Raw genomic sequence first — 12,428 nt, forward strand, 5'->3', positions numbered from 1 at the left:
ATTGGCGGCCGGCTGAACGGCGGACCGGCCATCGTGCGTTCATGATGCGCAAAACAACCGCTCCAAGGAATTATTATTCCCCGCCCGAAAACGTCAAAGGCCCCGGCGATCTGAACCGCCGGGGCCGAATATCCGAATAGGGTGCGTCCTACTTGAGGTACTTGTCCTGGATCGACTGGACCGTGCCGTCGGCCTTCAGGGCGTCCAGGGCGGCCTGGAACTGTGCAAGGAGGTCGTCGGAAACGCTCTTGTTGAAGGCAAAGTTCAGGGTGCCTTCCTGCAGGACATAGGCGACTTCATAGTCGGCGGGATTCAGGCCGGCCATCTTGAGCTGGTACTTGGCCGAAGACTCTTCGTAGGCCCAGGCGTCGATGCGTCCGGCGTTGAGCTTCTTGATGTTGGCCTCGTTCTTGGAGGTGATGTCCATCTTGTCCTTGCCGACGCCGGCATCTTCCAGCAGCTGCTGGCCGATATCGTCACGGATGACGCCGTACTTGTATTTGCCGAGATCCGCGGCGGAACCGATGCTCACGCCCGAGCCCTTCTTGGCGAATACGGAAATCTTGGTGGCGATGACCGGGCCCACCCACTTGAAGAGAGGCTTGCGCGCATCGGTCAGGGTCATGGAGAACAGGCAGGTGTTGGCTTCTTCCTGAACACGCTTGTACCCCTGGGCCCACGGCAGCAGGCTGACATCCTGCGCGGACTTGGAGGCCCCCATCTTCTTGAGCATGGCGTCCAGGAGATCCACGGCAATCCCCTTGAGCTGGCCGCCTTCCTCATAGTTGAACGGCGGGTACTGCTCGGTCATGTAGGTGAGGTCATCCGGGCCCGCGGCCATGGAGGCAGAGAACATGCCGAGGCAGAGCACCATGGCGGAAAGAACGGTAAGCAGTTTTTTCATTTCATTCTCCTTGTGGGTGTATAGTGATTGTTCCACCATATAGAAAAAACCACGGCGGACAATTATTATTGTTACAGAAGACTTCTTGCCCGAACGCTTAGGTGAGTACGCACTTCCCGGCGACGATTAAATTCTAATGTCACTAAGATGGACAATGGGTTAGAAAATAACCAGGGGAAATTCCCACGACAAACCATGAACCTAAATCCATTGCAGAGCGAGGAAGTTCCATGAGCAATATGCGGGGGAGCGAAAGGCGGCTCGGGATCCAGGTAAAAATCAGCGGCGCTCTGGCCGTGGTCATCACCCTGGTATTGGGAGCATACGGCATTTACAACTACTATTCCGAAAGGGCCACCCTTCTGGATGGGGTGGAGGCCAAATCCGTCCGTATAGCGGAGCGCGTGTCAAAGTCCATGGTCACGCCCCTGTGGGATTTCGACCAAGACCTGGCCAAAAACAACATCCTTTCGGAAATAGCCGATGACGAGGTGGACGGCATACTGGTGGCGGAAAAGGATGACACCACTGTGTTCATGGCCATGGCCCGGAATGCCGAGGGCACGGTGGCCCAGGTGGATCGCCTCAACCAGGGCGACCTCATCCTCCAGTCCAAGGAAGTGCTCAAGGACGGCAAGGACAAGCTCGGGCTGGTCACCGTGGCCATCTCGCTGTCCAAGGTCAACCGCCAGCTCCAGAGCATCATCTGGGGCATCCTCATCCAGCTGGTGAGCATGAACGTGGTCATCATCCTGCTGCTCTCGGTCATCATCAACCGGACCCTGGTGCGTCCGGTCCAGGACCTCAAGGAATTCGCGGCCCGCTTCGGCGACGGCGACCTCTCCGCCTCCATCTCGGTCAACAGCAAGGACGAGGTCGGCGACCTGGCCGACGCCTTCCGCTCCATGCGCGACAAGCTGACCGGTATCGTCAAGAATGTGCAGGAAGTTTCCGAAAACGTGGCCGGCGGCAGCGAGGAACTTTACAGCACCTCGGAAAGCCTGGCCCAGGGCGCCACGGAACAGGCCGCCAGCGTGGAACAGATTTCCTCAAGCATCGAGCAGATGTCGTCCAACCTGGCCCAGAGCGCCGAGAACGCCCAGAAGACGCGTTCCCTGGCGCAAAAGGCGGCCAAGGACGCCGAGGAAGGCGGCCGCGCAGTGGAACAGACCGTGGGAGCCATGAAGGAGATCGCCGAAAAGATCGCCATCGTGGAGGAAATCGCACGGCAGACCAACCTGCTGGCGCTGAACGCGGCCATCGAGGCCGCCCGCGCCGGTGAGAACGGCAAGGGCTTTGCGGTGGTCGCCGCGGAAGTGCGCAAGCTGGCGGAACGAAGCGGACAGGCCGCGGCGGAGATCAGCGAGCTGTCCATCTCCAGCGTGGACGTGGCGGACAAGGCCGGCAAGATGCTCAAGCAGACCGTTCCGGACATCAAGGAAACCGCCGAGCTGATCGAGGAGATCTCGGTCTCCGCCAACGAGCAGACCGAGGGCGTTTCCCAGATCAGCGCCGCCATCAGCCAGCTGGACCGCGTGGTGCAGCAGAATGCGGCGGGTTCCGAAGAGGTTTCCACCAGCTCCAGCGAACTGGCCGACCAGGCCCAGGCCATGCAGAAGACAATGAGCTTCTTCAAGACCGGCAACGGCGGCAGTCCGCGATTCACCACCAAGCGCACCAAGGTCAAGACGGCCAAGGCGCTCCCGCAGCAGGGAACGGCCGCGCAGGCCCTTCCGGAACAGGATGAGGACGACTTCGAACGCTTCTAGCCCCCACTCCCCCCCCCGCGACAAAGGCCCGAAGGACAACCTTCGGGCCTTTTCATTTTCGGGCAATGTCTTGCGTCCGTCACCGGGCCATGGCGCTCGGAACGGTGATGGCGCCGGAAACGATGGCCGCCTCGAGCTCCGCCATCCTCTCGAGCACCTGCCGGGGGATGCGCCCGCGCGTGTACTTCATGGGGCTCAGGCTCACACCGCCGTTCCCGAGTTCGTACAGGTAGTTCCTGTTCTCGAAACGGCCGTGCGCGATCTCGCCCACAAGGGTTTCCACTGCCACATCAAGCCGCTTCATGACGCTGGTGAGAATGTGCCCCTGCGCCAGATGGTCCTGGTCGGAATCCACGCCGATGGCATATTTCCCGATGTCCTTGACGTACTGGAACACGCCCAGGCCCGAAGCCCCCGCCACAGGGAAAAAGACGTCGACCTGTTCCTGCTCGGCCATTTCCCGGGCGATGCGGACGGCCACGGCGGGATTGTTCCAGGGATTGAAGCCCGGATCGACGTGATCGATATAGCGCGTTTGCAGGGAGACATCCTTCCCGGCCATCTCCACCCCGGCGGAAAAGCCCTGGACGAATTCCCGGATGGGCGGCGCGTCGGTGCCGGCGATTACGCCGAGCGACCTGGTTTCGGACATGTTGGCCGCCAGAAAGCCCGCCAGATAGGCGGCCTGGCCGACGCGAAACGTGGCCGAGGCCGTGTTGGGCAGATAGGTGTCCAGGGTATTGTCCATGAGAATGAACAGCACCTCGGGGTGTCTCTCGGCCACCACCATCATGGGCTGCTTCATGGAGTAGCTGGTGCAGAAAACGGCCTTGCAGTCATTGGCCACCAGGGTTTCCAGAAGACGCTCCGATGCCTCGGGCGAGGACTCCTGGCGCTGTTCGAGCACAAACCCGGCCCCGTGCTTCTGGCAGCCGCTCACCAGTCCCTTGTACTGCATGTCCATGTAGCCGCGATCCCCAAGGCCGCTGTAGTCCAGAAACATGCCGAAAAGCATCTTCGAAGGCTGCAGGAGCCGACCTGTCCTGTGGCCGGCAATGGTCCCCGCTTCCTCCCGGGGCTGTTCCGAACACGCGGCCAGGGAAATGAGCAGGCAGCAGGCCAGGACGGCAAGCGCAACACGACGCACGAAATCCTCCTGTTTCCGGGCACCCGCTTCGGCCATGGCATCCCCCTTCTCGCTTCCGGCGGGAACCGCACTCCCCGCCGTTTTCCAACAGAATCACACAATTCAAACCATGGGGCAAGGCGGCCCGCGTTATTACTTCACCGCGCCACGCGGGTTCCCGGACCAAAAGGTTTCGCCGCAGCGTCCTGCCGGTCCTTGTTACACACGCGCAGGCCATGTATAGTCATTCCATATCCCTGCGAGGCGCGCCCGGGCACCAAAAATCCTGACCGAAACGCCTTGGGCCCCCTCGAACGGCATAACCGGCAACCATCCCACGGAGGTTCGCATGCACAAGAATAAAATCGACATGAAACTCTCCCTTTCGCGCGAGGAGGCCATTTCCTATCTGGAAGATCTGCTCAAAAGCCTCAAGGCGGGAACGGTCGTGGTCCAGGAGGGGGAGGATTTCGTTTCCATGGTCCCGGGCGAACAGGTGCTGGTGAACCTGGGGGCGCAAATGGACACGGACAGGAATTCGTTCAATTTCACGATGTCCTGGAGCCAAACCGAGCACAGGGATCTGGCGGTTCAGGAAAAGGCCGCTGTCCCGGCCAAAACGGAACGGACGCCCCTGGCGCGGCGGTTCGCGGCCCCGCCCGCACGGTCCAGAGGCGCCAAGGGCCTTGCCAGGAAACGGTCGATCACCAAGCCGTGCACCACGGACCCGGTGGAGCACAAGCCGCCCGTGAAGCCCGGGGACTGTATGCCGGAGCCGGTGTTCGAGGAAAAGGCCGCGCCGAAAACGACCTCCGTGAAACCACACTGCGACCTCATGACAAAACCGACCACCACCGGAACCAAACCGTGAAAGACCAAAAAAGACGCGGGGCATAAGCCCCGCGTCTTTTCAAGATGAACTCCGGAAAACGTCGCCGACGGAAAGAACCCTCTCCGCAGCAACCCGAACATATAAGCTCTGATTTCTACCAGCCCTTGCTGGCCATGATATCCTTCATCTTGGCTTCGGTCTCGCTCTCCACCAGGACCATCTTCTTGGCCTGGGCCTTCTTGATCTTTTCGGTAAGCACGTCGATGTCCGCAGGCTTTTCCATGAAGTCCATGGCCCCGAGCTTGATGGCCTCCACGCCCTTTTCCAGGGTGGCGTGCCCCGTGAGCAGGATGACCTGCATGGTGGAGCTCACCTCGCGGATGCGCCGCAGGACCTCGATCCCGTCCATGCCCGGCATCTGAAGGTCGAGCACGATGGCGTCATAGCCTTCGGCTTCAAGGCTCTTCACCGCTTCCGCGCCGGAGGAAGCCGTGGTCACGTTCATGCCCCGCAGGGTCATGCGTTCGGACAGATTTTTCAAGAATTCGACTTCATCATCGATGAGCAGAACTTTTTCAGCCATTTCTCTCTCCTTGCACCTGGTGCAACCTGAATTGTATGAGTAGGCAGCGGGCTGCCTAGCTTGTTTTTTCGGGAACGGCAAGTTCCAGGATCCTGTTTGCGGGCTCGGCCCTGAAGGCCATGCCCAGTTCCGCGGCGAGCGCGGTCATGGTTCCGGGCAGCTCGTCGTTCGAATCCAGCCCGGGGCCGCAGAGCGAAACCACTGCGCCGCCATCCTCCGGGCGGCAGGAAAAAGTCAGGGTGCCGCCATCCCCGGCCCGGGCCAGGGAATGGGTGACCATGCCGTGCAGCAGATACTCCAGGCCGTAAACCTCGGTGCGGACCAGGGCGTCGGCGCACTCCCCCGCTTCCAGGGTCACGCACTTGGCGGCTGCCAGGCGTTTGGCGAGCGCGGCCACCAGAGTAATGACCTCGGCCAGGTTCACCGTGCCCACGGGCTCGTCCACGCTGTGGGCAAAGGTGTTCAGGTCCTTGATGATGCCGTCCCCGCGCCGGATCTGGTTCTGGATGGAGCCGGCCACGGAGCGCAGCTTTTCCGGTTCCAGGGGCATGCCCTTTTCGGCCATGATCGAAAGGTCGGACAGCAGCCCGGCCCCTTCGTTGACCACGGCAAGGACATTCTTGATGTCGTGGGACACCGAGGCGCAGATGCGCCCGAAAAACTGCAGATCTTCGCGGTTGTCTAACGGCATGTGCTTACTCCCCGCCCGAGGTCGCTTCCCGGATCTTGTTCATGAGATCCTCGATGCTCACGGGCTTGATCAGATAGGATTCGGCCTCTGCCGAACCCGCCTTGAAATCGTCCTCCGAACCATGGCCGGACAGAAAGATAAATTTCATGGACGGGCACCGCTCGGACAGGATGCGGCGCAGCTCCAGGCCGCTCAGGCCCGGCATTTTCATGTCCAGCACGGCCACGTCGTAGTCGCACTTCGCCACCCGCATCAGGGCCTGTTCGCCGCCCAGGGCCCAATGGGCCTCCAGGCCGCGCAGTTCCAGGCGCTCGGCCATGGCCGTGACCAGTTCCTTTTCGTCGTCCACAAGTAATATCTTCATTGCTGTTCAGCCTCTTGGGGTTTCCGGCTCAGGGGCAGGGTGATGGTAAAGGAGGTTCCCCTGCCCACCTCGCTCTCGACGGACATGGAGCCGCCCAGTTCCTGGACCAGGCCATAGGTGATGGACAGGCCCAGGCCCGTGCCGCCCCGGGTCTTCTTGGTGGAGAAAAACGGCTCGAAAATGCGCTTGCGATCGGATTCCGGGATGCCGCAGCCGTCGTCGGCCACGGTGAAAATCAATGTATCCTCGGCCCCCCGGTTGGCGGTGATGCGCAAATGACCGCCATTGTTCATGGCCTGGAAGGCGTTGTTGACCAGGTTGAGGAAAATCTGCTGCAGCTTGCCCCGGTCCGATTCGAACTCGGGCAGATCGCTGGGAATGACCTTGTCGATGGTGATGCTGCGGTATTCGGCCTCCTTGTGCAAGAAACCGAGCACTTCATCCGCCAGATCCTTGAACACGATGCGCTGGTAGCTCACGTCGATATGCCGCGCAAAGCTCAGCAGGCGCTTGGTGATGGTGCCGCAGCGATCCACGGAATTGATGATGGAATCGATGTTGCCCATGAGCCGTTCGTCGGCCTGGTACTTGTCCAGGTAGGTGAACATGTCCTTGATGAGCCCGGCCTTCTCGTTGATGATGGCCAACGGGTTGTTGATCTCGTGGGCCACACCGGCGGCCAGACGGCCTATGGAGGCCATGCGGTTGGTGTGCTCCATCCGGTGCAGGGTCTTGGCCCGGCTCTGGTCCGCAATGTAGATCTTGCTGACCATGCGCGTGGCAACGCCCACGATGACGATCAGGATGACCAGGATGCTGACCACGAGCATCCAGAGCAGCTCCATGCGGATGCTCTGCCAGGGACGCATGATCTCGTCCGTGACCTTGACCGTCATGAGAATGAAAGGGGTGTCCGTGATATAGGCGTACCCGGCCAGTATTCCCCGCCCGTCCGCCTCGTGCGCCTTGTAGACCCGGGTCTTTTCGGAATACTCCGGCGCGGGCAGGGCCACCTGCTCCAGCACTTCCCCGTGCCAGCGCGAGGGCGTCTGCAGCATACCCTGCTGGTTGATGATGAACACGTCGCCGCTGCCGGCCAGGTCGATGTCGGCCAGCAGGGCATTGAACTGGGCCGTATCCAGGGTGGCGCGCAGCACGAAGCACTTGCCGTTGCCCAGGTCCGGGCAGCGCACGGCCACGATCAGGTGCGGCACCCCGCGGAAACCGCGAAACACGCCACTGATGAAGGCGCCCCGCTCCAGGGTGCGCAGATACCAGTACTGGTCGCTGTAGTCGCGTCCCTGCAGTTCGTAGGGTCCCACATAGGCGACCTGCTTGCCGTTGCTGTCGATGAGCCCGATATCCACGAAACCGCCGAAGCTTTCCTTGAGCCCCGCCAGGATGGCGGAAAGGCGCTTGGGGGACCGCAGGCTGCGAAGGGATTCGCGCTGGGCAATGAATTCCAGGGCGCTTTTGCGCTCGTCCAGGAAATAGGTCACGGAACGGCGGGTGTTGGAAGTCACCCGCGCGATCCGCAACTCGTTTTCCGATTCCAGGGATTTCCGGGTCACGTTGTAGTCGATGAGCGTCATGACGATCAGGGGCACCAGCGCCACCACCGCCAGCAGCACGATGGTCTTGCGCCACGTCCGCTGGTAGTTGAAGAGGCTCTTGTAGGGCCCCGCTTCCGGGTCGGTTTCCCAGAAGTCCGGCTTGAAACGCTTCAAAAACGACATAACGTTACCCGATTCCCGTTGTTACTTCCCCGCCTTGATCTTGTCGTTGGCCGCCTTGAGGGTCTCGCTCAGGACGTCGATGTCCACGGGCTTGTGCAGGTAGGCGAAGGCGCCCAGGTCCATGCACACCGCGCGGTCCGCCTCTGAGCCGTGGCCGGTGAGGATGATGACCTCGATGTTCGGACGGCTGGCCTTGACCCGGCGCAGGACCTCGATGCCGTCGATGCCGGGCATCTTCAGGTCCAGAATCATGACCTCGGGTTCGTCCTCTTCCACCAGGTTGAGGGCGGACTCCCCATCGTAAACCACGGCGGAACCCATGTCACGCAGCAACAGGCGTTCTGACAGGGTCTGCACGAATTCGCGCTCGTCATCCACCAGCAAGACCTTGGACGGGATGTCGAAGTCCATCTTGCGGTAGATGTCGGTCTGGTGAAATCCCTTGCCCACCTTGGTGGTCACGCTCTTCACGCCTTCAACGCGGCCCACGATCTCCTTGAGCTCGTGTTCCAGGCGCTCCAGCATGAGCACGTGCTTGTTGATGGTCAGGGTCACGTCCCCGCCCTTGGCCGAGGCGGTCACGTTGTGACCTTCCCCGGCCAACACGGAACCCACTGTGGCGGACAGCAGGAAGTCCTCCACGGCTTTCCGTGTGGCCGGGGTGATCGTGACGGCTTGGTTGGCGGCCTGTTCCACGATGAGGGCGGCGCTTTCGTCCACCCCGGTCTTGGCGACGGGAACGACCATGTCATAGAGGGCCGGGTTCCAGGGGTCGTCTACACCCTTCAGGGCCTTGACCCAGGCGGCTCGGTCCTTGTCGTCGTGGTGAATGATCTTCTGGGCGTGCTTTTCGGCATAGCCCTCCTCGCGCTCGGCAATGGCCAGGCGGTTGTGCATGTCCGAAATGAGACAGACCTTGAGGATATGCCCGATATTGGCGGGCGGCAGCTGGGACGCGAACCCGGAAAACACCAAGTTGTCGGTGTCGAGCAGCTTGCGCGCCATGGCCAGCCGCAGCCAGGCCACGGCCCGTTCCTTTTCATGGCTGAAGGCGTTGAACACCGAGGTCCGGGCCGAGAAGGCGCGGGCGATCTTTTCCTCGGCCATGCCTGAGAGCCCGGCGGCGTCGGCCACGATCTCCTGGTCCGTGACCAGGCGGCTGCCGGTGGCGTCCACCACCCGTTTGACCACGATACCCGCTTCGCTGAACAGTCCATTGAATACGGTAATAACTGACATTGTATTGACTCCTTATCCCCGTCCTAGGTCAGACGGCAAACAGTGGTAAGCGGACAGGTTTCCTCTTCTCCGTCCAGGTGCGCGCTCTCGTGCGTGGCGCACAGGGCCGTTTCCATGGTCGGATAGATATGATCCTCGCCGATCTTTTCCAGCAGGTGGGTGCGCTGCAGCACGTCCATGACCGCCTCGTTCACGCCGGAGAAGGAGATATCCACGCCGGTGCTGCGGACCCGGTCCACGATCAGGGACAGGGCTTCCTCGCCGGATGCGTCCATGTCGTTGATGCCGTTGGACACCACGATGATGTGCCGGAGCTGCCTGTTGTTCATGAGCCGATCCGTGATCTGGTCCTCCAGGAAACTGGCGTTGGCGAAGAATAACGGACCGTCGAAGCGGACCACGGCGATGTGCTTGCATTCGCGCAGGCCGAACACGACGGCGTCGCCCAGGGTCTCGTCCTCGGTGCGGGAGAGCGAGGCCACGCGAGGGCGCATGCTCTTGTACAGGAACACCAGCAGGGAAAGGGCCACGCCGATCATGATGCCCTTGTCCAGGTGCGGGGCAAAGGCCAGTGTGGCCACGAAGGACAGGACGGAAATGGCCCCGTCATACCACTGGGCCTTCCAGGCGTGGATGAAGCCCGAGGCGTTCACCAACCCGATGACGGCCATCATGATGACCGCTGCCAACACGGCCTGGGGCAGATGATACAGCAACGGGGTGAAGAAAAGCAACGCAATGACCACCATGAGCGAGGTGAACACGCTGGACATGCCGGAGACAGCCCCGGCCTGCAGGTTCACCGCCGAACGGGAGAAGGAGCCCGAGGCAGGGTAGCTCTTGCCGCATGCGCCGAGCATGTTGGCCAGGCCCTGGCCGATGAGTTCCTGGTTGGGGTCCAGGCGCTGGCCGGTCTTGGCGGCCATTGCCTTGGCAATGGAGATGGCCTCCATGAAGCCCAGCAGGGAGATGATGGCCGCGAACGGCAGCAGGTGCAGCATGACCTTGATGTCGAAGGTCGGCACGGTCAGGGACGGGAGGCCGGAAGGCACGGTGCCCACCACGGCGCCGCCGCCGATGGCCCTGAGCTTGCCGGGGTCCAGCTTCTTGTTGCCGACCTTGATGCGCCAGGTGCGGCCGTCGGCCTGCATGCCCGCCGGGACCTCGCCCTGCGGGAAGAGCAGCAGGGAGCCGTCCCGCTCCACGCCGTCGTAAAGCCCGGAACGCAGATCCTCGCGCAGGAGATGGGCCTCATGCTTGAGCCGGGAAATCTCGATGTTGACCACGTTGAGGTCGTGCTCCATGTCCAGGGTGCCGATGACGTCGCCGGCGGTCTTGGTCTGGTCCAGCTTCACGCCCAGCTGGGTGCGCGCCTCGGCCAGGGCGTCGATACCGTCGATGGCGGCGTTGAACTTGACGACCTTTTCGTGCACGGCCGGGACCTGGATGGCGTCCAGGGCCACCGAGGCGTCGTGGTTGAAGCCCGTGCCCCAGGAAACGACGGTGGTCACGGCAACGGCCACGAGCACGTTGGGGATGCGCGGATTGATGCGTTTGAGCACCACCATGATGGCGATGGCCCCCGCCCCCATGGCCAGGGTGGGCCAGTGGGTGTAGTGGAAGGCCCCCTTGACCACGTTGATGATGGTCTCATAGTGGTGTTCGGCCTTGTCCACGTAGACCCCGAACAACTTGGAGAGCTGGGACGAGGCAATGATGATGGCCGCGGCGTTGGTGAAGCCGTTGACCACCGGGTGGGACAGGAAGTTGACCACCAGGCCGAGACGCAGCACCCCCAACAGGAACTGGAACAGCCCCACCATGAAGGCCAGCAGGATGGCGTAGGCGATATAGCCCTCGCCGCCCGCGGTGGCCAGCGGCTCGAGCGAGGCTGCGGTCATGAGGGAGACCACCGCCACGGGCCCGGTTGCCAGCTGGCGGCTGGAACCGAACAGGGCCGCGATGAGCGGCGGCAGAAACGAGGCATAGAGCCCGTAGTACGCGGGCATGCCCGCCAGCTGCGCATAGGCCATGGACTGGGGGATCAGCACCAGGGCCACGGTCAGGCCGGATATGGCGTCCGCGCGAAACGACGCCATATTGTAGCCTTTGAACCAGCCTATGAAGGGGAAAATTCTCGTTAGCATCCAACCAATTCCTCTAATGAGCCTGCAACATCCTCCGGCAGGACCGCATCAATTCCTTGAGCAGGGCGCCGGCGTCATACAGATTGTAGTTTTTGAAGCGCACAAGACCATCTACCATCGTGAACAGGACAAGGGCCGATTTCCTGGCCTCCACGTCCGTCGTGATGGAACCGTCTTCCTGGCCGGTGGCAATGGCCCGCTCGAAGTACCGGGTTATACAATTGTATATCTCTTCGAGATTGGACCGGAACTCGGGATTGGTTTCCGAGAACTTGTACAGGAAGTGGCGGTGCAGCAGGAGGAATTGGTCCTCCATGAGCCCGGCCATGTACAGATAAAAGGAGATCAGTTCTTCCACCATCTCCATTCCGGACTCGAACCCGCGCCCGGAAAGGTATTCGTCGAACTGGCCGACAATGCTTTCCCGGGTCTTGTCCAGAATGGCCAGGAGCAGACGCTCCTTGCTCTTGTAGTGGTAGAAAATGGTTCCCTCGGCAGCGCCTGTAAGCTCGGCAAGCTCATGTACGGAGGTATCCGCGAACCCCTTGTTCGCGAACAGTACCGTGGCCACCTTGAGAATCGCGTCCTTTTTCTTCATGCCTCTCCATCACCTCTTCAAAACTGAGCGCCCACTCAGTTTTTCGAAGAATAGGGTGTGAGCCCGCACAAGTCAAAGAAAACGCCAAAACTGAGCGCCTACTCAGTTTTGAAAATCAAGACGCTGTTTTCATGGAAAAAACGGACGACTGCCGAAGGGTGCGTCGACAAAAATCAGAAAAAAATCACTTCTGTGCCCTGCTCCGCAAAAAAACGCGACAAAGACGAACACAAGCCGTCTTTACCGCGCTTTTTGACCACAGGGGTTGCACCCCCCCCTGACGAGAGCGTTTCCTACTCCTCGCAGTCCTTGTTCTTGCAGGAGCAACCGGCGCAGCCGCAGCTGGTCGGCTTCTTCCCGGAAAGGTTCCGCCAGAGCCGCAGGCCGACATAGACCACGGCCGCAGCCACAATAATGAAAACCAATACGTTGTCCATAT

General features: G+C 61.2%; 12 protein-coding genes. 2 read left to right on the plus strand and 10 right to left on the minus strand.

Annotation, left to right across the window (positions count from 1 at the left end; translation table 11 throughout):
* Positions 1-148: 148 nt before the first annotated feature.
* Entirely contained in the window at positions 149-904 is a 756-nt protein-coding gene (locus FGL65_RS17070) for a substrate-binding periplasmic protein (RefSeq protein WP_147822449.1), read from the minus strand.
* A gap of 230 nt (positions 905-1,134) precedes the next feature.
* Between FGL65_RS17070 and FGL65_RS17075 the strand changes: the two genes are divergently transcribed.
* Complete coding sequence (locus FGL65_RS17075; RefSeq protein ID WP_187170435.1) at positions 1,135-2,673, plus strand: methyl-accepting chemotaxis protein; 1,539 nt, start codon at positions 1,135-1,137, stop codon at positions 2,671-2,673.
* Between the two features lie 79 nt (positions 2,674-2,752).
* Here the strand turns inward: FGL65_RS17075 and FGL65_RS17080 are convergent, their stop codons facing one another.
* A complete protein-coding gene (locus FGL65_RS17080; protein ID WP_147822450.1) occupies positions 2,753-3,856 on the minus strand; it encodes a BMP family lipoprotein in 1,104 nt (367 codons plus the stop codon).
* 292 nt (positions 3,857-4,148) lie between these two features.
* On the opposite strand from FGL65_RS17080, the gene FGL65_RS17085 reads away from it, so the two are divergent.
* Positions 4,149-4,670, plus strand: a complete 522-nt coding sequence (locus FGL65_RS17085) for an amphi-Trp domain-containing protein (protein ID WP_147822451.1) — start codon at positions 4,149-4,151, stop codon at positions 4,668-4,670.
* A 115-nt stretch (positions 4,671-4,785) separates the two neighbouring features.
* Here the strand turns inward: FGL65_RS17085 and FGL65_RS17090 are convergent, their stop codons facing one another.
* The 8 genes from FGL65_RS17090 to FGL65_RS18325 form a co-directional block, all read right to left on the minus strand.
* Complete coding sequence (locus FGL65_RS17090) at positions 4,786-5,214, minus strand: response regulator (RefSeq protein ID WP_147822452.1); 429 nt, start codon at positions 5,212-5,214, stop codon at positions 4,786-4,788.
* A gap of 55 nt (positions 5,215-5,269) precedes the next feature.
* A complete protein-coding gene (locus FGL65_RS17095; protein ID WP_147822453.1) occupies positions 5,270-5,905 on the minus strand; it encodes a sensor histidine kinase in 636 nt (211 codons plus the stop codon).
* Positions 5,906-5,909: 4 nt separating this feature from the next.
* On the minus strand, positions 5,910-6,269 hold the full coding sequence (locus tag FGL65_RS17100) for a response regulator (protein ID WP_147822454.1): 360 nt from the start codon (positions 6,267-6,269) through the stop codon (positions 5,910-5,912).
* On the minus strand, positions 6,266-8,005 hold the full coding sequence (locus FGL65_RS17105; RefSeq protein ID WP_147822455.1) for a sensor histidine kinase: 1,740 nt from the start codon (positions 8,003-8,005) through the stop codon (positions 6,266-6,268). Before FGL65_RS17105 ends, FGL65_RS17100 begins: the two co-directional genes overlap by 4 nt.
* Positions 8,006-8,026: 21 nt before the next feature.
* Positions 8,027-9,244, minus strand: a complete 1,218-nt coding sequence (locus FGL65_RS17110) for a response regulator (RefSeq protein ID WP_147822456.1) — start codon at positions 9,242-9,244, stop codon at positions 8,027-8,029.
* A 23-nt stretch (positions 9,245-9,267) separates the two neighbouring features.
* Complete coding sequence (locus FGL65_RS17115; protein WP_147822457.1) at positions 9,268-11,391, minus strand: SulP family inorganic anion transporter; 2,124 nt, start codon at positions 11,389-11,391, stop codon at positions 9,268-9,270.
* Positions 11,392-11,404: 13 nt separating this feature from the next.
* On the minus strand, positions 11,405-11,989 hold the full coding sequence (locus FGL65_RS17120) for a TetR/AcrR family transcriptional regulator (RefSeq protein ID WP_147822458.1): 585 nt from the start codon (positions 11,987-11,989) through the stop codon (positions 11,405-11,407).
* A gap of 293 nt (positions 11,990-12,282) precedes the next feature.
* Positions 12,283-12,426 (minus strand): FeoB-associated Cys-rich membrane protein, encoded by a 144-nt coding sequence (locus FGL65_RS18325; protein ID WP_187170436.1) that lies wholly within the window; start codon positions 12,424-12,426, stop codon positions 12,283-12,285.
* Positions 12,427-12,428 lie beyond the last annotated feature (2 nt).

This window comes from Salidesulfovibrio onnuriiensis, from assembly GCF_008001235.1.
Lineage (GTDB): Bacteria > Desulfobacterota > Desulfovibrionia > Desulfovibrionales > Desulfovibrionaceae > Pseudodesulfovibrio > Pseudodesulfovibrio onnuriiensis.